22 protein-coding genes and 1 pseudogene are annotated in these 22,491 nt (G+C 69.2%); 3 read left to right on the top strand and 20 right to left on the bottom strand.

Features of this window, described 5'->3' with window-relative positions; all coding sequences use genetic code 11:
* Positions 1-18 precede the first annotated feature (18 nt).
* The 3 genes from JWP60_RS15615 to JWP60_RS15605 all read right to left on the bottom strand — a co-directional run bounded on the left by JWP60_RS15615 (position 19) and on the right by JWP60_RS15605 (position 5,041).
* A complete protein-coding gene (locus JWP60_RS15615; RefSeq protein WP_299793181.1) occupies positions 19-2,412 on the bottom strand; it encodes an ATP-binding protein in 2,394 nt (797 codons plus the stop codon).
* A gap of 143 nt (positions 2,413-2,555) precedes the next feature.
* Positions 2,556-3,212 (bottom strand): response regulator transcription factor, encoded by a 657-nt coding sequence (locus JWP60_RS15610; protein WP_299793178.1) that lies wholly within the window; start codon positions 3,210-3,212, stop codon positions 2,556-2,558.
* Positions 3,209-5,041 carry an ATP-binding protein gene (locus tag JWP60_RS15605; protein ID WP_299793176.1) on the bottom strand — a complete coding sequence of 611 codons (1,833 nt, stop codon included), beginning with the start codon at positions 5,039-5,041 and terminating at the stop codon, positions 3,209-3,211. Before JWP60_RS15605 ends, JWP60_RS15610 begins: the two co-directional genes overlap by 4 nt.
* 543 nt (positions 5,042-5,584) lie before the next feature.
* On the opposite strand from JWP60_RS15605, the gene JWP60_RS15600 reads away from it, so the two are divergent.
* Positions 5,585-7,021: a PLP-dependent aminotransferase family protein gene (locus JWP60_RS15600; RefSeq protein ID WP_299793172.1), complete on the top strand. Its 1,437-nt coding sequence runs from the start codon at positions 5,585-5,587 to the stop codon at positions 7,019-7,021.
* 91 nt (positions 7,022-7,112) lie between these two features.
* Here JWP60_RS15600 and JWP60_RS15595 read toward each other — a convergent pair whose 3' ends face one another.
* The 14 genes from JWP60_RS15595 to JWP60_RS15530 all read right to left on the bottom strand — a co-directional run bounded on the left by JWP60_RS15595 (position 7,113) and on the right by JWP60_RS15530 (position 19,092).
* Complete coding sequence (locus JWP60_RS15595) at positions 7,113-7,619, bottom strand: hypothetical protein (protein WP_299793169.1); 507 nt, start codon at positions 7,617-7,619, stop codon at positions 7,113-7,115.
* A 14-nt stretch (positions 7,620-7,633) separates the two neighbouring features.
* Positions 7,634-7,759 carry a hypothetical protein gene (locus JWP60_RS15590; RefSeq protein WP_299793166.1) on the bottom strand — a complete coding sequence of 42 codons (126 nt, stop codon included), beginning with the start codon at positions 7,757-7,759 and terminating at the stop codon, positions 7,634-7,636.
* Positions 7,760-7,971: 212 nt separating this feature from the next.
* Positions 7,972-9,486 (bottom strand): amidase family protein, encoded by a 1,515-nt coding sequence (locus JWP60_RS15585; RefSeq protein ID WP_299793164.1) that lies wholly within the window; start codon positions 9,484-9,486, stop codon positions 7,972-7,974.
* A 295-nt stretch (positions 9,487-9,781) separates the two neighbouring features.
* On the bottom strand, positions 9,782-10,474 hold the full coding sequence (locus JWP60_RS15580) for a DUF1028 domain-containing protein (protein ID WP_299793161.1): 693 nt from the start codon (positions 10,472-10,474) through the stop codon (positions 9,782-9,784).
* Positions 10,471-11,190: a DUF1028 domain-containing protein gene (locus tag JWP60_RS15575; RefSeq protein ID WP_299793158.1), complete on the bottom strand. Its 720-nt coding sequence runs from the start codon at positions 11,188-11,190 to the stop codon at positions 10,471-10,473. The genes JWP60_RS15580 and JWP60_RS15575 overlap by 4 nt, the downstream gene beginning before the upstream one ends.
* A gap of 64 nt (positions 11,191-11,254) precedes the next feature.
* Complete coding sequence (locus JWP60_RS15570) at positions 11,255-11,437, bottom strand: hypothetical protein (RefSeq protein WP_299793155.1); 183 nt, start codon at positions 11,435-11,437, stop codon at positions 11,255-11,257.
* A 108-nt stretch (positions 11,438-11,545) separates the two neighbouring features.
* Positions 11,546-12,124, bottom strand: a complete 579-nt coding sequence (locus tag JWP60_RS15565; RefSeq protein ID WP_299793152.1) for a potassium channel family protein — start codon at positions 12,122-12,124, stop codon at positions 11,546-11,548.
* Positions 12,125-12,300: 176 nt separating this feature from the next.
* Positions 12,301-12,987 carry a response regulator gene (locus JWP60_RS15560; RefSeq protein ID WP_299793149.1) on the bottom strand — a complete coding sequence of 229 codons (687 nt, stop codon included), beginning with the start codon at positions 12,985-12,987 and terminating at the stop codon, positions 12,301-12,303.
* Positions 12,988-13,004: 17 nt separating this feature from the next.
* Positions 13,005-13,373: a hypothetical protein gene (locus tag JWP60_RS15555; RefSeq protein ID WP_299793146.1), complete on the bottom strand. Its 369-nt coding sequence runs from the start codon at positions 13,371-13,373 to the stop codon at positions 13,005-13,007.
* Between the two features lie 49 nt (positions 13,374-13,422).
* Positions 13,423-14,328, bottom strand: a complete 906-nt coding sequence (locus JWP60_RS15550; protein WP_299793143.1) for a LysR family transcriptional regulator — start codon at positions 14,326-14,328, stop codon at positions 13,423-13,425.
* A gap of 44 nt (positions 14,329-14,372) precedes the next feature.
* The gene (locus JWP60_RS15545; protein ID WP_299793140.1) at positions 14,373-15,515 is read right to left on the bottom strand and encodes a DSD1 family PLP-dependent enzyme; all 1,143 of its coding nucleotides are present in this window, start codon (positions 15,513-15,515) and stop codon (positions 14,373-14,375) included.
* Complete coding sequence (locus JWP60_RS15540) at positions 15,515-16,981, bottom strand: D-aminoacylase (RefSeq protein ID WP_299793137.1); 1,467 nt, start codon at positions 16,979-16,981, stop codon at positions 15,515-15,517. The genes JWP60_RS15545 and JWP60_RS15540 overlap by 1 nt, the downstream gene beginning before the upstream one ends.
* Before the next feature lie 19 nt (positions 16,982-17,000).
* Positions 17,001-18,116 (bottom strand): DSD1 family PLP-dependent enzyme, encoded by a 1,116-nt coding sequence (locus JWP60_RS15535; protein ID WP_299793134.1) that lies wholly within the window; start codon positions 18,114-18,116, stop codon positions 17,001-17,003.
* Between the two features lie 7 nt (positions 18,117-18,123).
* Positions 18,124-19,092, bottom strand: a complete 969-nt coding sequence (locus JWP60_RS15530; RefSeq protein ID WP_299793131.1) for a tripartite tricarboxylate transporter substrate binding protein — start codon at positions 19,090-19,092, stop codon at positions 18,124-18,126.
* Between the two features lie 150 nt (positions 19,093-19,242).
* Between JWP60_RS15530 and JWP60_RS15525 the strand changes: the two genes are divergently transcribed.
* A complete protein-coding gene (locus JWP60_RS15525; protein WP_299793128.1) occupies positions 19,243-19,647 on the top strand; it encodes a RidA family protein in 405 nt (134 codons plus the stop codon).
* 124 nt (positions 19,648-19,771) lie between these two features.
* Here the strand turns inward: JWP60_RS15525 and JWP60_RS15520 are convergent, their stop codons facing one another.
* Positions 19,772-20,425 (bottom strand): response regulator transcription factor, encoded by a 654-nt coding sequence (locus JWP60_RS15520; protein ID WP_299793124.1) that lies wholly within the window; start codon positions 20,423-20,425, stop codon positions 19,772-19,774.
* 269 nt (positions 20,426-20,694) lie between these two features.
* On the opposite strand from JWP60_RS15520, the gene JWP60_RS15515 reads away from it, so the two are divergent.
* Positions 20,695-21,588 carry a LysR family transcriptional regulator gene (locus JWP60_RS15515; protein ID WP_299793121.1) on the top strand — a complete coding sequence of 298 codons (894 nt, stop codon included), beginning with the start codon at positions 20,695-20,697 and terminating at the stop codon, positions 21,586-21,588.
* Positions 21,589-21,702: 114 nt separating this feature from the next.
* Here the strand turns inward: JWP60_RS15515 and JWP60_RS15510 are convergent, their stop codons facing one another.
* Together JWP60_RS15510 and JWP60_RS15505 are read right to left on the bottom strand one after the other, a co-directional pair.
* The gene (locus JWP60_RS15510) at positions 21,703-22,086 is read right to left on the bottom strand and encodes a hypothetical protein (protein WP_299793119.1); all 384 of its coding nucleotides are present in this window, start codon (positions 22,084-22,086) and stop codon (positions 21,703-21,705) included.
* A gap of 75 nt (positions 22,087-22,161) precedes the next feature.
* Positions 22,162-22,491, bottom strand: a pseudogene (locus JWP60_RS15505) (hypothetical protein); the annotation flags it as partial.

Genomic DNA, 22,491 nt, shown 5'->3' with positions numbered 1-22,491 from the left:
GATCCGGCTGGCCAGGCCTCAGCTTTCCTCGATGGGCGTGATCACCCCACGGGTCAGCAACAGTTCGGTGGTGCTGTCGACCGCGTGTCGCAAGGCGTCGACACATTCCACCGGGTCCGCGCCTTCCGGTATGCGCTCCAGTCGGGTCGCCTCCTGGCAAACCGCGCGCAGGCCCAGCATGCCGGCCATTCCGCAGATGTCGTGCGCCTCCCGCCGCAGTTCCTCGCGCGGGGCAGCGGTGGCGAGCATGCGGTCGCAAGCGGTGCCAAAGCTCTCCAGTGCCACGCGCAGCAGGCCCCGGACCTCTCCCGATCCGACATCGCCCAGTGCGGCCAGCGCTTGATCATCCAGCAGTCCAGGCTCCGCGGTGAGCTGGCAGGGCGTGACCGCCGGGCCCACGGCAGAGACCGCACCGCCGTACTGCGCCATGGCGGCGGCGAGCTGATTCCAGTCGACCGGCTTGGTGAGGCAGTCGTTCATCCCTGCGCGCAGGTACTGCTCGCGCTCGCGCGCCAGCACGTTCGCCGACAGCCCCAGGATGGGGATGGCTGCCTTCGGCCCCTGCATGTCACGGATCTGGCGGGTGGCCTCGACCCCGTCCATGATCGGCATCTGCACGTCCATGAGGACCAGATCGAAGTCGCCGGTCTCCAGCTGCGCCAAGGCTTCGGCACCGTTGGCGGCAAAGACGAGACTATGCCCGTGGCGCTCCAGATGGGTCTGCAGGATGCGGCGGTTGATCTCGAGATCCTCTGCGACCAGGATGTGGAGGGGCGCTATCTCTGGCCGCTGGGATTCGCAGCCGGTCCCCTCCGGCAAGGCCTCGCCCGCGTGCAAGGGCACCTCGAAATGAAAGACGCTGCCTTGCAAGGGGACGCTTTCGCCATCGATGCGACCGCCCATGAGCTCGACGAGCCGCTTGCTGATGGCCAAACCCAGGCCGCTTCCCCCGTACTGCCGCGAGATCGAACGGTCCGCCTGCACGAAGGGCGCGAACAGCCGCTGCAGTTGCGCGGGGTCGATGCCCACCCCGGTGTCCCGCACCTCGAAGCGCAACCATATCGCGCCGTCAGGCGCCGCCGACAGCTGGGTGACCCGGACCTGGACGCTCCCCGTACTGGTGAACTTGACGGCGTTACTCACCAGGTTCAGCAAGACTTGCTTGAGTCGCATGGGATCTCCGCAAACGAATGCGGGCAGGTCCGGGGCCAGTTCCACGTCCAGTGCAATCCCGCGTTCGAGGGCCAGCGGATGCATCACCGAGCGCACGTCCTCGGTCACCTCCGACAGCTCGAAATCGGCTCGATGCAGCTCCAGCCGACCGCTTTCGATCCGGGAGAAGTCGAGGATGTCGTTGATCACACTCAGCAGATGCCGTCCCGACGATTGCATGGCGTCGAGGTAGCTGCGCTGGCGCTCGGTCAGCGGCTCGGCGCCCAGCAAGTCCACCATGCCCAGCACCCCGGTCATCGGCGTGCGGATCTCATGGCTCATCGCGGCCAGGAATTCGGTGCGCGCCTCGCCGGCCCTGCGTGCCTGCTCCGTCAGCACCTCCTGATGCTCGTGGAGGACTGCCAGCGGCATGTTGGAGAGCAGCAATGCCGCCAGGTAAAGCTGTACCGTTTCCAGCTGCAACTCCATGGGCGCGGGGGGCGGCGCCAGCAGAATGAAGACGCCATGCCCCTGCAGCGTCTCGATCACTGCGGACACGGTCGTGAACAACAGGCCCACCGTGGCCCCGAGCAGGCCGAAGAACCACGTGACCGCGAACATCAGCGGAAACGTGAGGAAGATCGCGCCCTGGTGTCCGCGCTCCTGCACGAGCAGGCCCGACGCTATGGCGCCCACCAGCAGGGTCGCCGCGTCGCGCGCAGAGAGTTGCCGCAGGAAGTTGCGGCGCAGCTCGAGGTCGGTCCAACCCAGCAGGCTGACGCCTCCGACCAGCAGGCCGAGCGCGGATGCCAGGTACCACGACCGAAACACGGGAATGAACGATGCCGCCTCGACCCAGGCGGCGGTGAAGGCTCCGGCCGCTGCACTGACCAGCGGCACCAACAGGAAAACGGCTGCCAGGCGCGCGAAGCGAGCGCGCTCCAGCAACGGCCCCGGCACCCCTGCGAACCGCTGCGACAGGAGGGCGACCAGTACGATTTCGAGCAGGTGGCAGGCGGCATAGAGAAGCGGCGGCCCGTGACCGAAACACGCGAATGCGAGCGAATCGGCGGCATAGATCGCGATCGCCAGCACCGGCCAGGTCCTGCGCGGATGCCGGAGCAGCGCAATCACGCCGACGGCGTTGGCGTACCAGAGAGGGGTGGAGCTGCCAAAAGCGAGGAGGACGGCTGCCGCCAGGACGAAGGAGGCCAGGCACGCCGCCAGAAGATTCCGGACCGGGGGAAATCGCGAAGCCACCGCTATGCCCTGCTGGCCACGTCGGCGGGACGACGCGGCAAGGACATGGCAAGCCCTGGTGAATGACTCACGCAGTTCTCCGGGAGGTGGATGGCCAAAGCTTATCGCTGGCTCCCACCACCGGTCTCCAGAGTTCCCCTAGCTCAGGGCTGGATCAGACCCTTGCGCACCGCGTAGCGCGTGAGGCTTGCCACATCGCGCAACTCCAGCCGTTCCATGATGCGGCCGCGGTGCACGTCGACGGTTTTCGAGCTGAGACCCAGCTGGTGGGCAATCTCCTTCGAGGAGAGCCCGCTTGCGAGCAGGGTCAGGACCTCGATCTGCCGCTGGGTCAGGTCGTTCCCCGGGTCCGACCTCTGGCTCGCCAGCAGCAGGCGTGCGACCGCAGCACTGAAGTAGCTGCCGGTCGCAGCCATCGCCCGCACCGCTTCGCGCAGCTCGCGCGGCGCGGCCTGCTTGGTGAGGTACCCGCTGGCTCCGTTGGCAACCGCCCGGCGCACGAATTCGGCGGAGTCGTACATCGAGATCACCAGCACGCGGAGTTGCGGCTGCCGCTCCCGAATGTGCGCGAGAGCCGTCAGGCCATCGAGTCCGGGCATCGAGATGTCGGTGATGACCAGGTCAGGCCGGACGCAATCGAGGTGCGCCAGGAGTTCGTTGCCGTCGCGGGCCTCGCCGAGCACGTCGACCTCCGGCATCATTTCCAGCATCGCCTTCAGGCCGCCGCGCACGAGGTCATGGTCATCCGCCAGCACGACGCCGATGCGGGCTGGGGTTCGTTCCAGTTCAGGCACGTTCATGCCTCGTCGCCGGCTTGAGGCATCAGTGTGAAGAAAAAGGTGCTGCCGCGATCCGGCTGCGACTCCGCCCAGATGCGCCCGCCGTGGCGTTCCACCACGCGTCGGGCGCTCGCCAGCCCGATGCCCAGACCGGGGAATTGCCGATCGTCGTGCAGGCGCGTGAACGGCGCGAACAGCGCGTCCGCCCGGGCCATGTCGAAGCCGGCGCCATTGTCACGCACGAAGAACGTGCCATCGGGTTGCTGGCCGACGGTGATGCATGCCGGATTGCGCCCCGCGCTGAACTTCCACGCGTTGCCCAGCAGGTTTTCCACCAGGGTATGCAGCAGGCACGCGTCGCCCCGGGTCCGCAATCCCTCCTGCACGTCGACCAGCGCGGCGCGCGCGCCGTCACTTGTCGACAGCGCCTCGACCACCTCGCGAGCCATCGTGGTGAGGTCCACGTCCCGCGGTGCCATGCCCGCGCGGCCGATGCGCGAGAGCTCCAGCAGGCCCTCGATCAGCTCCTCCATCCGCGCTATGCCGCCTTGGATGCACGAGAGATAACGCTTGCCTTTCTCGTCGCAGATTCCGGCGATCCGCTCCTCCAGGGCAACGCTGAAGCTGCTGATGCCGGTGAGCGGGGCGCGCAAGTCGTGTGCAAGCGAGAGCGTGAACAAGGCAAGTTCCTCGTTGATGCGCTTGAGTTCGGCCGTGCGCTCACGCACGCGGCGATCGAGCTCCCCATTCATGCGCTCGAGCTGGCTGCAGGCCTCCCGGGCCGCGGTGATGTCCGTCAGCGAGACCGAGATCCCGTGCTCCGACGGGAAGGCGCTCGCGCGCAGCCACATGCCCAGCGGGGCGAAGAAGGCCTCGAAGCGGCGGACCTCCCGCCGCTCCATGCAGGCGCGGTAGTTTTCCCCGAACACGGAGTCGCGCGCCTGCGGGAACACGTCCCAGAGCGGGCGTCCGACGGCCGTTTCGTCCAGCTTCAGCATCGCCAGGGCAGCGGGATTGACATAGGTGATGCGCCAGTCGCGGTCGATGCTGCCGAAGGCGTCGGTCAGGCTGTCCAGCGTCACGCGGAAGCGCTCCGCCATCTGCCGCTGCGCCTCCGCGCTGGTCTTGCTGCGATGGATGTCCTGCACCGCACCCTGGATGCGCACGATCTCGCCCGCGTGGTCGCGCACCGCGACCCCCATCAGGCGGACCCACGAGCGCTCGCCCCTGCCGGCAAGCGCCTCCAGTTCCAGGTCGAACGGAACGCCATCCGTCACGCAGCGCCGGTAGGCGTCCAACAGCAGCTCGCCGTATTCCGGCGCGTACATGTCCAGCAGCTCCAGTGCTGCGCACTCGTTGGCCGATGGCATGCGGTGGATGGCGCGCACGCCCGCTGTCCAGCGCACCATGCCGCTCTTGACATCGATGGACCAGGCTCCCAGGCGTCCGAGGCTCGACGCCATGTCCAGCAGCGCCTCCGCCTCCTGCAGCTTGCCGCGCTCCTGCCATTGCGCCGTGATGTCGCGCGCGATGCCGCGATACCCGACGAAGCTGCCCGCGCGATCGAACATCGGCGCGCCGGAGGTGGATATGTACAAGGGAGCCTGGCCCGAGGTCGTCGCAACCGAATACTGGAAGTCATGGAAGGACAGGTGCCGCAAGAGGCGCTCACGGTGTTCTTCCCACGACATCGTCAGCGCACGCGCGTGGGGCCGCTCCCAGCGCCTGCGGCCAACCACGGCTGGCAGCTCGTGGCACTGCGCGCGCTCGGGCGGGAGCACGGACGTGAAACGCAGTTCCGCGTCCTGTTCCCAGTACCAGTCGGCCGTCAGGGTCAGGAGCGGATCCATCGCTGCCGCGGGGTCGGAGGGCTGCACCCTGAAGCGGGGTTGCGCAAACGAAGATACTTCTGTCATTCGATCGAGTGGCCGGCCTGCGCCGTTGCTTGAGTCACCTGAGGACCTTGCTGGTTGTGTCCTCATCAGCTTCGCTGACGCGGGCCTCGCATGCCGCGGCGGTTTCCCCGGCATCCGGGACCGGATCCGCTCAAGCCAGTTTTGCAACCCGGCGGTGAACATACAAGACGGGAAGCCTTGTAATGCTTAGTGCCAAGGATGTAATACGTCCCTGCCGGCGGCAGTGCCGGTGAGGCTGTCGGGCGTGGCTGGAGCACCTCGGTGCCGGCACCACCAGCAGCTGTCCGTGCCGGCTGCAACATGTCGCCCGCCAGCGACGCGAAGCCGGGATTTTAAGGAACCCGCAACGCGCCGGTAAGCATCAGTCGCCCCGAAAAGCACCGAAGCAGATGCGTGTCGCGGCCCCGACGGGCCGCGTTGAGCTTATCCTGTTCCGCTGCAACCCTGCAGGACGGGACACGCCCTTGCGAACCGCAGATGCCCACCCGCAAGCTCTACGAAGTCATCGCGGCCGAGATCGATGAGTCGATCCGCAAGGGGGTGCTGCGTGCAGGGGATCGGCTCCCATCCGTGCGCCACCTCAGTGGCAGCCGCGGCGTCAGCCCCTCCACCGTCTTCCAGGCCTACTACCTTCTCGAGGGGCGCGGACTGCTCCGCGCGCGCGAGCGCTCCGGCTATTTCGTCGCTCCCTGCGGCGGCAAGCAGCCGCCGCAGGCGGTTGCGCGGTCGGAACCCTCGGGCGAGTCCATGGACCTGGACGTCAGCGACATGATCTTCCGCATCCTCGATGCCAACCCCAGGAACGATCGCGCCGGGCTGGGCTCTGCCTTTCCCAGCCCGCTGCTGTTCCCGCAGGATCGGCTCGGGCAGGTGCTGGCAGCCAGTGCCAGGACGCTGGATCCATGGAGCAGCGTCGACGATCTTTCCACCGGCAACCTGGCCTTGCGGCGCCAGATCGCAAGGCGCTACATGGCCGACGGAATGACGGTGAGCGCGGACGAGATCGTGATCACCAACGGCGCCCTGGAAGCGATCAATGTCTGCCTGGCCGCCGTGGCGCGCCCCGGCGAGGCGGTGATTCTGGAATGCCCGTGCTTCCACGCCGCGCTGCAGACCCTCGAGCGGATGGCGATCCGCGCCATCCACGTACCGACGCACCCGGGCGATGGCATCGACCTCGGCGCGCTGGAGCAGGCCATCGTCAGGAACAAGCCGAAGGCCTGCCTGCTCATGAGCACTTTCCAGAACCCGCTCGGCAGCGTGATGCCGGAGAGGCAAAAGCAGTTGCTGGCGCAACTGCTCCAGACCCACGAACTGCCGCTGATCGAGGATGACGTGTATGGCGAGTTGCATTTCACGGACCGCCGGCCGCCCGCCATCAAGGCCTTCGACACGCAAGGACTGGTGCTGCATTGCTCCTCGTTCTCGAAGTGGCTCGCACCCTGGTACCGGATCGGGTGGACCGTGCCCGGGCGCTTCCAGGACGCCGTGGTGCGCCAGAAGCTGACGCTGAATCTGAGCACCTGCGGGCCGACCCAGCTCGCGCTCGCTTCGTATTTGGAGCGCGGTGGCGCCGACAAGCACCTGCGCCGGCTGCGCCAGACGCTGGCCCGCCAGCAGCAGCGGCTTCTGCTGGCGATCGGCGAGCATTTTCCGGACGGCACGAGAGTCACGAAGCCGCTGGGCGGCTACATGCTGTGGGTCGAACTGCCGGAGCACATCGACACGCTGAAGCTGCATGGCGCAGCGCTGGCGCGCGGTATCGTCGTCGCACCCGGACCGATCTTCACAGGGGACAGGCAGTTCCGCAATTGCCTGCGCATGAATTACGGCCACCCGTGGAGCGATGGCACCGAGGCCGCCATGGAGGAACTCGCGCGCCTGATGCAGGACCCGTCGGTGCGGGCTTCCTGAGAGAAGAAACGTGCCCCGACAGGTGCTGCACGAGACGCATCCCCTGGCCGAATGCCCGAACGCGGGTTCCGGCGAAGCCGCAAGCCGCCTGCTAGCGCGCGGTGATGCGCTGGCCGGCGGGCGAGCTCAATGCGAACAGGCGCGGGAGCAGGTCGTCCGCTGCCTGCTGCTGCGTCGGCGTGAGACCGGCGAGCAGCGTCTTGGCGGCCTGCGCCAGGTCCTCGGTGGCGGCAAAGCGGTTCTGCGCCAGCGTGAGCTGTCGCTGCGCCGACTGCAGCGCGCCAGCCACCTGCGCCGAGCTGCGCGGATCGGTGGGGATGGCGATCCAGCCGAGATAGGCGCGGTAGAACGCTTCCCAGGCGGGCGCCTGCTCGGGGGTGATGAGCAGGCCCATGCGGACCTGGTACAAGGCATCCGCGGCGGAGACGCCCTGCGGCGCGTCGGCGTCGTGCGGTGCCACCGCGTTGGGGCTGCTCCCGCCGCGCCGCCCGCCGCCCATGCCGCCGCCGCCGAACTGGGCCTGGGCCGGCAGGCTGCAGGCAATGGCCAGCACGCCGCCGGCGCAGCAGAACGCCAGCCTGGATGTCGATGAATTCATGGCTCGTGCTCCTTTCAGCGGCAGCCGACCATGACCTTGGCCGGCGCGGTCGCACTGACCACGCCTGCGCCGTGACCGATCGGGCAAGCCACTGCGGGCGCGGGCACGCTGCGAACGAACTGCTGGATGTAAATCTTCATGGGGCACCTCCGAGAATGCGAATTGGAAAATCGGCGGTGCTGCTGCTCCCGCACCACGCCGCCGCGCATTTGGAGCGGCGCGCATTGCGCGCAGGTTCGATTGGGGTAAACGCCGGGTAAAAGCGCGCGAATTTCAAGGCGCGCGTCCGGCAGTGACAGGCGTGCGGCGCCCCGGCGCGGCAAAAGCACCAGGGCGCCGGGCTTGCGCAAGATCAGCGCAGGGGCGGCGTGCTCACGGGCGGCTTGCGCACGTGCGCGGCCTGCTCGAAGGCATAGGCATAGGACAACAGCCTGGGTTCGGAGTAGTCCGGCCCGAGCAGCTCCGCACCCACCGGCACGCCGATGGGCGCCGAAGCCGTCGGGGTGGAGAAGCCGCCGGGGAAAGTCACCGCCGGAAAGCCGGTGCCGTGGGACAGCACGCCGTTGCGTTCCGGCTGGTCGACGCCACCGGCGGGCGCCACCAGCACGCGTTGCAGCGGATAGAGGATCGCATCCAGCTGCAGGTCCGCCATCTTCGCGGCGAGCAGGATGCGCAGCTTCTCGCGGTTCAGCGTGCGTTCGCGGTAGGCCGCGCTGCTCATGCCATCCTCGATGGCGATCTCGGCTTCCATCGTCTTCTGCACGTCGGGCGTGGCGCTCTTCGTGTCGACCAGCTGGCGGAAGCTCGTGACCGGCTGGTTCGGGCCCAGGTCCGCGAAGTACTGGTCGAACACGGCGCGCGCCTCGTAGCGATCCGTGCTGACGTTGCCGGCCAGCTGGTCGAAGCCGGGCAGGTCGAAGCGCACGACCTGCGCCCCCTGCGTCTCCATCGTCCGCATCACCTGCTCCATCACGCGGTTGACCTCGGCGTGGCGCGGCTCCTTGCCGTACACGTTGGTGAGCACGCCGATGCGTGCGCCCTTGAGCGTCGCACCCTTCAGCGCGGCGACGTAACTGGCCGGATGCTTGCCGACGCCCAGTGCGGTGATCGGGTCCTTCGGATCGTAGCCGGCCATCACGTCCAGCAGCGTGGCCGCGTCCCTGACGGTGCGCGCGAGCGGCCCGACTTCGTCCTGCGTCAGGCTGTTGGGCATCACGCCGGCGCGACTGACGAGGCCGCGCGTGGGGCGGATGCCGACCAGGCTGACGGCGGAGGCCGGGGAGCGGATCGACTGGCCGGTGTCGCTGCCGGTACCCAGCACCGCCATGTTGGTCGCGAGCGCCACGGCGGTGCCGCCGCTGGAGCCGCCCGGCGTGCGGCTCAGGTCGTAGGGATTGAGCACCTGGCCACCGAGGCTGCTGAGGGATACGCCGCCGCGGGCGAACTCCTGCATGTTGGTCTTGCCGAGGATGATGGCGCCGGCACGCCGCATGCGATCCACCGTGAACGCATCCGACGGAGGCTGCGAGCGCTTCATCGCCGCGTTGCCGCCGCTGGTGGGCAGGTCCCTGGTGTTGAAGTTGTCCTTCAGCACGATCGGGATGCCGTGCAGCGGGCCCACGTGCCCGTGCTTCGCCTTGTACTCGGCGTCCAGCCGTGCCGCCTCGGCGAGCGCATTCGGATTGACCGTGATGAAGGCGCGCAGCGTCGGCCCCTGCTGGTCGTAGGCATCGATGCGCGCCAGGTAGCGCTTGACCAGTTCGGTGGACGTCAGCGTGCCGTCGCGGTAGGCCGCGTGGATGCTTTCGACGGTCGCCTCTTCGAGCACGAAGGGCTTCGCGTGGGCGGGAGCCTGCACGAGGGTCATGGCGATAGCGGCGGCGACGAGAGGGCGACGGAGGATGGGCGAAAGAGTGGGCATGCGTGGATGGTTACGGGATGGATCGTCGGTAGCGCCGTCCCGGGCAGGGCGGCAGCCGGCGCAGTCACGCAGCTTGCGTGCCAGTCGGCGCTCGCCACACTCTCCCGATGCGCATCGCGCGTTTCATCCGCATGCCACCCGCATGCCACTCAAGACAGTACTTTGCGCGGCTGGGCACTGAAGGCGTGCGCGCTGGTGCGCGCGTCGGCACCGTCGCAGTGCACAGCCGCACCGCCGTGCGCTACAGCCCCGCCACGAAGTCCTCTTCGAAGACGGCTTCGCGCGGCCGGCGATCGCGCTCGGCGTAGTAGCCGGCGTAGTGCCGATACTCGCTGTGGAGGCGGCGCAGCGCGCCGACCGCGTCGCCATGCAGGTCCACCCGCAGGTCGACCTCGGGCCAGTCCTGCTGGCCCACGACCCGCAGCCATGCCGAGCGCTCCGGCATCGTCTCGCCGCGGCTGGCCTGGCCGCCGCCGTCGCGGCCGCCTTCGATGGCCTGCAGCAGCCGCTCCTCCAGCGCCGCCCCGGGCGAGGCATGGAAGCCCGCGACGATGCCCGCCAGCGTTGCCGGTCCGCGCAGCGTGTTGCCATAGGCCGCGAAGTCGACTCCGACCTCGTGTCCGCTCCACGGATTGATCTTGTCGCCGCTGTGCATCGCGACGCGGCCTTCGCGATCGATGATGCCGAATTGCCGGTACGCGAAGTCGGGATCGCTCTGCGCGAAGGAACGCATCGCGTGCTCCGGCGTGTGCCCCTGCGCCAGCATGTTCAGCGCCGCGACGTCCACCTGCCGCAGGTAAAAGGCCTGCGACTTGCTGACGCCGAGATTGGCCCGGATGCTTTCGTTGCGCCGCCCGCAGGCGATCGAAAAGGTGGCGGTGGCGATGCCGAAGCGTTGCGTGCGCGGGCAGCGCGCGATGATCGAATAGGTCATGAAGGGTCCTGCGTCTGTTGCGCCTTGAGCAGTCCCGCGAACTCGCGGTGGTGCATCGCCTGGCTCGGGTTGCGCGCGCGCTGCTCGTAGTACTCCACCGACGGCTTCATGTCGGCATAGACGCGCCGCAGCTCCTTGACCGGCTGCTCGTGCAGGTCGACGCGCACCTCGAGATCCGAATAGTCGCGCCGACCCCAGGTGACCAGCGCGGCGGACCGCAGGGCCAGCCCGGGGCGCGCGCTGCTGCCCGCGGCGGCAGTGCCGGCTTCCAGCGCGCAGAGCAGGCGGTGGTCCAGGTCGTCCGCGGGTGCGGCCTCGAAGGCGGCGGCCATGGCCGCCGCAATGCGCTCGTCGGCGACGTGCTCGCACAGCACCGCATAAGCGCTGCCGCAGCGCAGGCCGCTCCACGCGCGCAGCCCGGCGCCGGAGTGCGTCGCCAGCGTGGACTCACGGTCGATGATCGCCACCTGGCGCAGGTCGAAATCGGAGTCCGACTGTTCCAGCTGCCGCAGCACGTGCGCCGGGCCATGCCCTTGCGCGAGCAGGTTGGTGGCCAGCCGGTTCAGGCGGAAGCTGCGCGCGCCCCGAATCAGGATCGCGCCGACGTTCGGGCGCACGGCGGCATCGAGGTCGGCGCCGGCGGCGAGCGAGACGCTCGCCAGGGCGATGCCGAACTGGCCGGTGCGCGCGCAGCGGGCAAGGATGGAATGGCTCATGGGATGGACTGTTTCCTTTCTGGAGGCAGCCGCCATTCTGGCAGCCGCTGGAGGGCGAGGGGGATCAGTCGCCGGTGACGCCGGCGAGCTTCACCGCCTTGGCCCATTGCACCACTTCCGACTTCATACAGGCGGCAGTTTCGTTCAGCCCGAAGTCCATGGGATCGGTGCCCAGCGCGATCAGCTCCGCGCGCACTTGCGGCTGCCGCAGGATCGCCATGGTTTCGGTGTTCAGGCGGCGGATCACTTCGGTGGCCGCGCGTCGGGATTCTGCCTGCAGGGCTGCGCGTTGCCAGCTGTACCCCGCCCGGAATACGGGTGATGCCGCTCTGGAATCGACCCTGCGCGATCCCGGTCACGGCAACGAAGTCGGCGCGCCCCTGCCGCGACCCGGCGACCGCCGCCGCCGGCGCCACGGTCGGACGGTCTGGGCGCGTAGCGGCCGCATCTCGGCGCGCCCACGCGGCAGGCCCCGGCCACCCGCAAGCACGCGTTCATTGGCGACTTCAGGAGCAGGGCAGTCCCAGAAGCGTTCCATCGTGAGGACCACGTAGGAAGTCGACCAGCCGATCATCAGCAAGCCCGTCAGCGCCTCGGCCCCAGCCAGCAGTCGCAGTGGGCCGTGCGGCACGATGTCACCGTAGCCGAGCGACGTGTAGGTCTCGGCCGAGAAGTAGAGCACGCGGCTGAAGTCGAGGGGCTGGGCGCTGCCGAAAGCGGCCGGATCCGCCCAGTGCGCCAGCCCCTGCATCGCGCCGGCGAACAGCCCGATCTCGATCGCATGGGCCGCGAACGCGCCGATGATCAGGACGATCACCTTGGCGCGCGAGGGCATCGGCAGCAGCGGCAACGTGAACCCGAGGACCCGCAGCGCCTCGTAGTGCACCAGCGTCGCCACGATCAGCAGCAGCACGCAGCTGGGCGCGACCAGCATCACGCGGGCGCTCCATGGCAAGCGGCGGCCGCAGACAGGGACGGAAGCATCTCGAAAGGCACGCCGGATCGTAAGCGCAGGTCGCCGGGCGCGTATGGCCGCCAGCATGACTGCTGTAACGCGCGTGCCATGCCCTTACCGCGTTGCGCGCAGCAGCTGCGCGATGCCCATCGCCGCTAGGCCGCCAGCCGGTATTCGGCCGCCGGCGGGACGCAGCCGATTTCATCCAGCTGGTCCTGCACGAGCGCCGCGCATTCGCGCAGCAGCACCTTGGCCGCAGCCGGCTCTTCGCTGGCCGCGCGCTCGACCAGTTCGGCGCAGCGTCGCAGCCCCAGGTCCGCGCTGCGTGCGTGCAGCGTGTCGAGCGTGACTTCGTGCGAGCCACCGGCGCTCGCGTGCAGGTCGTAACGCAGCGCGCACAGCGAGCGCTCCAGCGCGTCGAGGTCCGTGCCGGTGCGCCGCAGGGTCATCAGGAAATGTTCGCTGCGGCAGCGCCGGGACTGGCGCACCAGGGCTGCGGCCACGCAGCGTGCCTGCGCCGCCAGCTGCGGCTTGAGCAGGAAGGTCGACGCCCCGAGCGCCCGTGCCTCCTGCAGCATCTGCGGGTCCGCCGCATGGCCGACCAGGATCATGGGCAGGTCGGAGCACGCGGCGTGCGCCCGCACCCGGCGCAGCAGCTCGAGCCCGCCCGTGCGTGGCATCCACACGTCGGCGACGGCGATGCACGGCCTGCTGCCGCCGGCGAGCAGCGCCCAGGCCTCCTCCCCGTCGCGCGCGAGCAGCAGCGTGCGGGCATGCGGACGCAGCAGCTGCCCGACCCATTGGCGGGCCACGGGATCATCGTCCGCGAGCAGGATCTTCATGAGGGTCTCCTCGGCATTCAGGGAAAGGCGGGGTTGCGCAGGCTTTCCAGCCGCGCCTGCAGCCGCAGCTGCCGCACCAGGCCACCGCGGGACAGCCAGGCGAGTCCCGTGGCGAGCGCGTCCTCGACGGCGTCGTAGCCGCAGGGATGCTCGCCGCGGCTGGCGAACTTGCGGACCGCGTGCGGCGCGTCCCAGTAGGTGCCCACCGGCCCGTGGAACAGCTTGGCGTAGCCCGCGAAGCGCAGGGTGACCGGGCTGCGCACCGCATACGCGGCGACGGCGTACCCGTCCAGGAGCGGCAGCGTCCGTTCGTAGCAGCGCTCGGCCAAGGGCGCCGCGCCGAGTACGCGCGTCACGATGCGCTGGCGGATTCGCTCGATGCTCACGTCGGGATCTCCTGCGGTGGCTGGCAGTGCGTCGCCCGCGCGGGTCCGTTCAGCGCCACGGCGGCGCCGGCCGGAAGCGCGCCTGCAGCGCGGACACGAACAGGCGCACGCGCGCCGACATGTGCACACGGTGGTCCACCAACACCACGACGTCGGCCTTGGCCGGCTGCCAGTGCGGCAGCACCCGCACCAGCCTGCCGGCGCGCAGGTGGTCCGCGACGTCCCACTCCGAGCGCAGCATGATCCCCTTGCCCATGAGCGCCCATTCCTTGACCACCTCTCCATCGTTGCTCCAGAGCAGTGGTGCGACGCGTACCGCGGCTTCTTCGCGTTTGCGATGCAGCCGCCACAGCGTCACGTCCTCCTGGTTCTCGCGCAGCACGAGGCAGTCGTGCCGCGCGAGTTCGTCGGGGTTGCCCGGTGCCGGACGGCGCGCCAGGTACTGGGGCGAAGCGCACAGGAAGCGCTCGTTGGGTGCGATCGGGTAGGCCACCATGCTGGAATCCGGCAGGTCGCCGATGTGCACGATCACGTCGAAGTGCTGCGCGTCCGCGCCGGCCACGACGTCGGACAGAGTCAGCGACACCAGCAGCTTGGGATGCGCCGTATGGAACTCCGCCACGGCACCGGCGAGGTAGCGGCGGCCGAAGCCCAGGGGGCCGCACACGTCCAGCTTTCCGGCGACTTCGCCGGAGCGGGCGAGCACGCTGTCGGTGAGCTGGTCCATGCGTGCCAGCAGGTCGAGTGCGCCGGCGTAGAACAGCTCGCCCTCGTCGGTGAGGCTGAAGCGGCGGGTGCTGCGGTGCACGAGGTGCAGGCCCAGGCGTTTTTCCAGCTGGCGCAGGTGCTGGGAGACGGCCGACGGCGTGATGTCCAGCCGGCGCGCCGCCTCGGCGAGCGAGCCCGCCTCCGTGATCGCGACGAAGAATCGCAGGTCCGTCGCGTCGTTCAGCACGCTAGTACCCGTCGCCTTCCGAGGGGATCGACATGCCGTTTTCCTCACCAGCCGCTGAAGCGCGGCCAGCTTTCGCTCAGCTGGCCATCGGCGGCGATCACCTGGTACTCCGCATACTGGGCGGCGGTGGAGCACGCGTGATTCGGCAGGATCCGCACCTGGGTGCCGACCGGCAGGTGCAGTGCATCGGGGGCGGTGCCGGGACGGCGCGCCATGATTCCGTGCTCCTGGTTGGCGCCCAGCAGGATGTAGTCCGGCAACGGGCGGCCGGCGACGTCGCAGATGAGGCCGTAGCCCTGGTCCACCGGCTGGCTGGCGGTGCCGCGGTCGCGCGACATGGCCATCCAGCCGGCGTCGAGCAGCGTCCAGCCCTTCTCGCGCTGGTGGCCGATCACGGTGGCCAGCACCGACAGGGCGATGTCGTGGAGGCTGCACACGCCGATGCCCGCCATGCACAGGTCAAAGAAGACGAAGACTCCGGCGCGCAGCTCGGTGACGCCTTCCAGGTGCTCGGCGGCCAGCGCGGTGGGCGTGGAGCCCACGCTCACCACCGGGCAGGCGATGCCGATCGCGCGCAGGCGCCGCGCCGCCAGCACGATCTGCGCGCGCTCCTGTTCCGCCATGGCGCGCAGCGCCTCGGCACTGCGGCAATCGTAGGAGCTGCCGGCGTGGGTCATGACGCCGCGCAGGGCCACGCCCGCGGCCTGCAGCGCGCGCGCGATCTCCAGCAACTGCGCCGACTCCGGGCGAACGCCCGAACGGTGGCCGTCGGAGTCGACCTCGATCAGCACGCCGACACCGCCGCCGGCCGGATGCGCGCGCAGGCGCTCGCCCAGCAGGCTCGCCGCCTCGACGCTGTCGACCAGCACCGACATCTGCACGCCGCCGGCCTGCAGCCGCAGCACGTGGTCGATCTTGTTCGGTGCGATGCACACGGCGTACAGGATGTCGCGCACACCGCGGGCGGCGAAGAAGTCCGCCTCCAGCAGGGTCGAGACCGTGATCGGCCCCTGCGCCGAGCTCATCATCCGGCGCGTGACCTCGAACGACTTGTTGGTCTTCACGTGCGGACGGAAGACGACGCCCAGGCGCTCCACCTGGCGCCGCATGCGTTCGATGTTGCGCTCCATGCGCGCCTCATCCAGCAGCAGCGCCGGCGTCTCCATCTGTTCCAGGATGCGCGACATCAGGCGGCCTCCCCATGTCGTGCCCGGGACAGCACCTGGCCGGGACGCGCTCCGGTCGCGCGGCCTGCGCGCCAGACGATCCGGCCGTTCACCACCACGGTGTCGATGCCGCGGGCCGGCGCGATCGGCTCGGCGTAGGTGGCCGCCTCGTCCACGGTGTCGGGGTCGAACAGCGCCAGGTCGGCATGCGCGCCCTCGGCGATCACGCCGCGGCCGGCCAGGCCGAACTTGCGGGCCGTGAGCCCGGTCATCTTGTGCACCGCCTGCTCCAGCGGGAACAGGCCGAGCGTGCGGCTGTAGTGGCCCAGCACGCGCGGGAAGCTGCCCCACAGCCGCGGGTGCGGCGACGCATCGTGCGGCAGTCCGTCCGAGCCGATCATCGTGTCTTCGAACTGCAGGATGCGCTGCACGTCCGCTTCGTCCATGCGGAAGTAGATCGCCCCGGCGGGTTGCAGCCGACCGATCGCCTCCTCCTGGGACACGCCCAGCTCGCGCGCAATGTCCGCCAGGTCGCGGCCCGCGAGCTCCGGCAGGGCCTGCGACCAGCTGACGATGACGCGGGCCGAGGTGGCGGCGCGATCGGCCGACAGCACGGTCGATCCCGCCGTGTAGGGATAGCAGTCCAGGCAGATCGGCTGCAGCTTCATCTGGCTGCGGATGAACGCCAGGGTCTCTTCGGACCGGCCGTAGTTCGCCCGGCCGACCAGCTTGTGATGCGAGATCACCACCGGCACGCCCACCTCGCGGCCGATGCGGAAGGTCTCGGCCAGCGAGTCCATGATGCCGTCGGCCTCGTCGCGCATGTGCGTGCAGTACAGGCCGTTGAAGTCCTTCAGCGGCCGGCAGGTCTCGATCACTTCCTCGGTGGGGGCGGCGACTGCCTGTTCGTAGAACAGGCCCGTGGACACGCCGATGGCACCCGCCTCCATCGCTTCCTGCACCAGTGCGCGCATCTGCGTGATCTGGCCTTCGGTGGCGGGCCGCTGGAGGTCGTCCAGGCAGGCGACCCGCAGCGTGGTGTGGCCGACCAGCATCGCGCAGTTGGTGGCCGCCGGCTGCCGCCGCAGGGCCTGCACGTAGTCGGCGAATCTGCGGAAACGGAACCAGCCGCCCTCGCCATCCAGCAGGTTCAGCGGCGGCGTCACCGGCTGCGGCACCGGCCGCGGCATGGGAGCGAGCGAGATCCCGCAATTGCCGCCGATCACCGTGGTGATGCCCTGGCTGACCTTGGGCGCCATCTCGCCGCCCGAAAGCAGCAGGCGGTCGTCGTGCGTGTGGGCATCGATGAAGCCGGGGGCGGCGATGCGCCCGGCCAGGTCGATCTCGGTGCGGCCGCGGTGGCCGGCGAGGTCGCCGATCCGGTCGATGCGGGCGGCACGCACGCCGATGTCGCCGGCAAAGCGCGGTGCGCCCGTGCCGTCGACGATCTGCGCGTTGCGGATCAGGAGGTCGAATGGTTCTTGCATATGGCAGAGGGTGGTTGGGTCAGAGCAGGGCGCCGCGGGCGGCGATCGGCCACACGGCCTCGACGACGTCGCCGCGGAAGCACACCAGTTCGTCGTAGAGGTTCACGGTCGGATCACAGTGGCCGGGCACCAGCATCAGCGCGTCGCCGAGTGCCGGCGTGCTGATGGCGCTGACGGACAAGAGGCCATGTTCGTCGGCCGCCTTGATGTAGCGCAATTCGGGCTGCTGCCACACGGCCGGCATGCCGCTGTCGATGCTGGAGGCCTTCAGGCCGGCATCGACCACCACCCGGCTCGCGGAAGGGCGGCTCATGACGGTGGTGCGCACGAACAGGGCGTGCTCGAAGGCGATGCCGCCGGCGCTGCGCCTGTTGTCCGCGTAGTCGCGGTCCATGAACACGTAGGAGCCGGGCTGGACTTCGTCGAAGGCGCCGGAGTCGCGCTCCAGCAGGAAGGTGCCGGTCCCGCCGCCGGTCACCCGCGGCACCGGGATGCCGCGCGACTCGATGGCCGCACGGGTGGAACTGGCGGTGAGCGCCGCATTGATGATCGCCGCGCCGCGTTGCTGCGGCGAGCGCAGGTGCTGCGCCGGGCCGTGATAGCACTGCAGGCCCGCAAAGCGCAGGCAGGACGTGTCGGCGATCATCTGCGCCAGCCGCACGGCGCTCTCTTCGGACACCGTGCCGCAGCGGTTGCCGCCGACATCCACCTCCACGTAGACGTCGACGGTAGCCTGCGCGGCGCGGGCGGCGGACGCCAGCGCGCGCACCTGGCTCACGTGGTCCACCAGCACGCCGATGCGGGCGCGCGTTGCGAGCTGCGCCAGCCGCTGGAGCTTGGCCGCCCCGACGATCTCGTTGGTCACCAGGATGTCGTCGATGCCGGCATCGACGAACACCGCCGCCTCGCTGACTTTCTGGCAGCAGATCCCCACCGCCCCCAGCGCAACCTGGCGGCGCGCGATTTCGGGACACTTGTGGCTCTTGGCGTGCGGCCGCAGGCGCACCTGCGTGGCGCTCATGGCCTGCGCCATCCGCTGCAGGTTGCGCTCGAAGGCGTCCAGGTCCAGCAGCAGCGCCGGAGTATCGACGGTCGGCAGCGGATCGCCCGGCTGCGCGGCTTTCCAGGGACTCATGCGACCCTCAGTCGATCTTGGCGCCGGAGAACTTGACCACCTTGGCCCACTTCTCGGTCTCGCGGCGCGACAGGTCGCGGAATTGTTCGGGGGTGCTGGGCGCGGGCTCGGCGCCGAGGCTCTTGAAGCGCTCGACGACCGCGGGGCTGGTCAGCGCGGTGCGGATCTCGTTGTTCAGGCGCGTGACGATCTCCTTGGGCAGCCTGGCCGGGCCGACGATGCCGCCCCACGACAGCACCTCGAAGCCCGGTACGGTCGCGGCCACCGGAGCGATCTGCGGATAGGCGGAGGAGCCCTGCAGCGACGTGATGCCCAGGGCACGAATGCGGCCGGCCTGCACATGCGGCGTGACCACCGGGGTGTTGGCCATCATCACCTGCACGCCGCCGCTGATCAGGTCGGTGACTCCGGCGGATGCGGCCTTGTAGGGAACGTGGAGGATGGAGGTCCCGGTCATCGACTTGAACAGCTCCATGCCCAGGTGCGCGGTGGTGCCGTTGCCGTCGGATGCGAAGGCGAGCTTGCCGGGATTCTTGCGGGCATAGGCCACCAGTTCGGCCACGTTCTTCACCGGCAGGTCGTTGTTCACCACCAGCAGGTTGGTGAGCCGCCAGGTCCCGGAGATCAGGGACAGGTCGCGGTCCACGTCGTACGGCACGTTGGGCAGCAAGGACCGGTTGGTGGCCAGCGAGACCACGTTGCCGTAGCCCAGGGTGTAGCCGTCGGCGGGTGCGCGAACGAGCTCCATGGTGCCGATCGTGTACGACCCGCCCGGCTTGTTGTCGATCACGATCGGCACCCCGAGTTGCTGCGACAGCTGCGCCGAGAGCGCGCGCATCAGCACGTCCGGGGCGCCGCCCGGGGCGGACGGAACGATCATGCGGATCGGCTTTTCGGGCCAGGCGGCGAGCGCTGACCGGAACGGCGCCAGCAGCAGGGTGGACAGGAACAGGAAGCACAGGAGCCGGGTACGCATGAAGGGAACCTCCGAGGACTTGGCGGCGGCGCGTGGCGCGTCGACGGATTCAGTGTAGGGAGCGGATTTGAAAATCAAAGTACTTGTCCCTACAGGCAGAACTTAGTGGAACTTCATAATGCGGCGCGCGCAGCGATTAGAGTCCGCACCATGGAAACACGCAGCGACCCGCACCCTCCGGTGTACGTGAACGCGCCGGAGCTCGCTTTGCCCGCCGGCCACTACAGCCACGCCGTCGTCGCCCACGGCCTGGTGTTCGTCTCGGGGCAGTTGCCCATCACGCCGGACGGCACCAAACTGGTGGATGCGCCCTTCGAGCGCCAGGTGGAGCAGGTGCTCGGCAACCTCGCCTGCGTGCTTGGCGCTGCCGGCAGCGCGCGGGAGCGCCTGGTGCAGGTGCGCGTCTACCTCGACGAGATCGACCGCTGGCCGGAGTTCGATGCGATCTATGCACGGTGGGCCGGGCCGGTGCGGCCGGCGCGCGCGGTGGTGCCGACGGGTGCGCTGCATCACGGGCTCAAGCTTGAAATCGAAGCCGTCGCGGTGGTCTGCTGACACCGTGGTGCGTGCCACATGCGCGGTACCCGCCCCCGCCCAGGAAGGCAAGTGCCGCACCCCGCAGCAGGATCGCCGATCTCCGGCTCGGTGCTTGCATGTCCATCGGGTGATCTTGCGCGCTTCAGCCGGCCTCCACCAGTCCCTTGCGCAAGGCGTAGCGCGTGAGTCCGGCGATGTCGTTGATGCCGAGCCTGTGCATGATCCGGCAGCGATGCACATCGACGGTCTTCGAGCTGAGACTCAGGTCGTAGCCGATCTCCTTGGAGGTCCGCCCACGCGCCACCGCGCTGAGGATCTGTACCTGGCGCGGAGTCAGTCCGTCCTCGGCGCGGCCCAGCGGCGGCAGCAACAGGCTTCTGGCGTATTCGGCACTGAGGTAGCAGCCTCGCGCGACGACGGCACGCAGCGCGTGTTCCAGTTCGTCTGGCGGGGCGTTCTTGGGCAGATAGCCGCTCGCGCCGCTGTCCATGGCGCGCCGGATGTCGCTGGCGGCATCGTGCATGGACAGCACCAGCGTGCGCACCTGCGGGTAGTGCTGGTGCATCTCGCGGAGCACGTCGAAGCCGTCCAGGCCAGGCATCTCGAGGTCGACGAGCACGACTTCGGGATGAGGATGCGACCGCAGATAGGCAAGCAGCTCATGGCCGTCGCGCGCCTCGCCGACGACGTGAACACCGGACATCGTTGCCAGGAGCGCCTTCAGGCCGGCACGCACCAGGTCGTGATCGTCGGTGATCACGACAGCGATGTCGCCCGGGACCGCGCCACTACGCATGCGGCTCACCCTTCCTGCGGCGAAAGCAGTACCCCGGAACGTGCGTACGATGCGCTGGATGGACTTGCGGTGCGGCTCACTGTCAACGGAGACTCCCGGGGTTGGCGTTGGCGCTGGCGCGCGCATCGCGCCGAAAAGCGCGTGGGTGGAGGCAGGCGCCCGACGCTCGCCACATGCGGTGGGTGCTGCCGGTGCGTCACTGCACCCCTCCGATTGTCTGCACCGCGTCGCAGGTGCGGCATGAATTCAGTGCATCAGGGCCATTCGAGATGGGAATAGACATCGACCTGCGGCGCCTGCGCTTCTTCGTCGAAGTCGTGCGGCAGGGCGGCTTCTCGTCGGCGGCCAAGGTCATGTTCGCCACGCAGTCGACGGTCAGCAAGGCGGTCAAGCAGCTGGAAAGCGAACTCGGGGTCGAGCTGCTGCGGCGGCTCGGCAACCGCAGCGAACTGACCGACGCCGGCAGGGTCGTCTACGAGCGCGGCCTCGGCTTGCTGGAGGCAAGCGCGGGCATGGGCAACGAACTGGCGGAGCTCGCCGGCCTGTCCAAGGGTCGGCTGGAGATCGGCTTTCCGCGCGTGGGGACGAGCTCCCTCTTTGGCGGGCACCTGGCCAGCTTCAGCCAGAAGTTTCCCTCCGTGGAGATGACGGTCACGGTGGAGGACGTCAGCACGCTGGTGGGGCGCCTGTTCGCCGGGGTGCTCGAGATCGCCGCATTGTTCGAGCCCGTGGCCGCGGGGCTGGAGTTCCAGCCGGCCGTGCAGGACGAACTGCTCGTGCTGCTGCCTGCGTCGCACCCGCTCGCCGCCGGCGCGGCCGTCGACATTCGCGCCTTGCGGGATCTGCCCCTCATTCTTTTTGAACAGGGCGTGCCGGCCAACGAACTGATCCTGCAGGCGTTCGCGCGGGCCGGGATCACGCCCCGCATTGCGTCCCGCACCAGCCAGCTGGAACTGTTGTTCGAGCTGAGCTCGCGGGGGATGGGCGTGGCTTTCGTGCCGCGCCAGCTCGTCTCGTCCCGGCCGCCCCTCCTGACCCGGGCGCTGCCGCTGCAGGATTGCGAGTTGCCCTGGAACGTCGGCTTCGCCTGGCGGCGCGGCGGCTATCTCTCGCACGCGGCGCGGGCGTGGCTGGAGCACACCGCGCCACGGCCCTCGGCGTGACAAGCCGCAGGCCTGCGAGAGGAGTGATCGAGCACCGCAGCGCAAGTAGCCGCATTACGCGCAAGCGGACATGCCTGCCATGGGGGCGTCTCAGGGACACCGGTGCGGGTGTTGCTACGTGCTGCGATCTTCCAGCCACTTCAGCGCAGCGCCGAGGTCGTTGTAGAACACCCGATAGTTGGCCTCGCCAGCGTGACCGAACGCGATGCGGGCGAGATAGGCGATCCGCGTGTTGGGAACAAGAATCGCCGTCCGCAAGGAAGCACCGCTGAGGCTTGCCTTCTTCTCCGTGTCGAGCCGCTGCTGCAGCAGCACCACATCCATCTCGGGAGCTTCCAGCTCGAGCGCGTCGTACAGGACGCGGACTTGTTGCGTATCGCGGGCAAGTTCAAGGACACGCTGCTCGCACTGGAGCAGCAGCTCTGCGGTGGGCATGCCGCGCAGCCGTGCGACGATGACGGAGCCGACGGGCTCTACCCAGATTCGTGGATCTTGCATGGCCGGATGCTACTTCCCCGGCCGTCCGGTTCGCTGATGTCTGCTTCAGGAGTACCTGCTCACAGAGTCCACGTGTCATTGCTTGCCGGCCGTGCCTGCGGCAGGTTCCCGGATTCGGGCAGCCTGGGAGTCGGTCGCGACATCCGGCACGCGTGCGCTGGTGGCGGCCAGGGTGCGCCGGCAGGCGCCGGCCGCCAGCACGCCCGCCAGGCCGGCCGGGAACAGGACGGCCGCAGGCGCCGCAGCGCGCGCATACAGCGACAACAGCACCGCGGCGAGCGCGACCCAGCCGCAAGTGACGAAGGCCAGCCACAGGTCGTCCACGAACAGCCCCAGCAGCTCGCCGAAGACCGCGGTCATCGGGCCGCCGGGCGCAGCGGCGCGGGAACCGCTGCGGGGCGGGGC

The sequence above is a fragment of the Ramlibacter sp. genome (genome assembly GCF_028291745.1).
Classification (GTDB): Bacteria; Pseudomonadota; Gammaproteobacteria; order Burkholderiales; family Burkholderiaceae_C; genus Ramlibacter.
The sequence above is the reverse complement of the archived record's forward strand: the minus strand, read 5'-3'. Positions and strand labels throughout refer to the sequence as shown.

Bases quoted from the DNA above. Each gene is read 5' to 3' on its own strand.
- JWP60_RS15580 (WP_299793161.1), bottom strand. From the start codon at position 10,474: ATGACCTATTCGATCATCGCGCGCTGCCCGCGCACGCAACGCTTCGGC.
- JWP60_RS15545 (WP_299793140.1), bottom strand. From the start codon at position 15,515: ATGTCGCGCATCCTGGAACAGATGGAGACGCCGGCGCTGCTGCTGGAT.
- JWP60_RS15585 (WP_299793164.1), bottom strand. From the start codon at position 9,486: ATGACCCTCGTGCAGGCTCCCGCCCACGCGAAGCCCTTCGTGCTCGAA.
- JWP60_RS15590 (WP_299793166.1), bottom strand. From the start codon at position 7,759: ATGAAGATTTACATCCAGCAGTTCGTTCGCAGCGTGCCCGCGCCCGCA.
- JWP60_RS15540 (WP_299793137.1), bottom strand. From the start codon at position 16,981: ATGCAAGAACCATTCGACCTCCTGATCCGCAACGCGCAGATCGTCGAC.
- JWP60_RS15595 (WP_299793169.1), bottom strand. From the start codon at position 7,619: ATGAATTCATCGACATCCAGGCTGGCGTTCTGCTGCGCCGGCGGCGTG.
- JWP60_RS15515 (WP_299793121.1), top strand. From the start codon at position 20,695: ATGGGAATAGACATCGACCTGCGGCGCCTGCGCTTCTTCGTCGAAGTC.
- JWP60_RS15575 (WP_299793158.1), bottom strand. From the start codon at position 11,190: ATGAGCCATTCCATCCTTGCCCGCTGCGCGCGCACCGGCCAGTTCGGC.
- JWP60_RS15565 (WP_299793152.1), bottom strand. From the start codon at position 12,124: ATGCTGGTCGCGCCCAGCTGCGTGCTGCTGCTGATCGTGGCGACGCTG.
- JWP60_RS15525 (WP_299793128.1), top strand. From the start codon at position 19,243: ATGGAAACACGCAGCGACCCGCACCCTCCGGTGTACGTGAACGCGCCG.
- JWP60_RS15520 (WP_299793124.1), bottom strand. From the start codon at position 20,425: ATGCGTAGTGGCGCGGTCCCGGGCGACATCGCTGTCGTGATCACCGAC.
- JWP60_RS15510 (WP_299793119.1), bottom strand. From the start codon at position 22,086: ATGCAAGATCCACGAATCTGGGTAGAGCCCGTCGGCTCCGTCATCGTC.
- JWP60_RS15610 (WP_299793178.1), bottom strand. From the start codon at position 3,212: ATGAACGTGCCTGAACTGGAACGAACCCCAGCCCGCATCGGCGTCGTG.
- JWP60_RS15560 (WP_299793149.1), bottom strand. From the start codon at position 12,987: ATGAAGATCCTGCTCGCGGACGATGATCCCGTGGCCCGCCAATGGGTC.
- JWP60_RS15530 (WP_299793131.1), bottom strand. From the start codon at position 19,092: ATGCGTACCCGGCTCCTGTGCTTCCTGTTCCTGTCCACCCTGCTGCTG.
- JWP60_RS15535 (WP_299793134.1), bottom strand. From the start codon at position 18,116: ATGAGTCCCTGGAAAGCCGCGCAGCCGGGCGATCCGCTGCCGACCGTC.
- JWP60_RS15605 (WP_299793176.1), bottom strand. From the start codon at position 5,041: ATGGATCCGCTCCTGACCCTGACGGCCGACTGGTACTGGGAACAGGAC.
- JWP60_RS15600 (WP_299793172.1), top strand. From the start codon at position 5,585: ATGCCCACCCGCAAGCTCTACGAAGTCATCGCGGCCGAGATCGATGAG.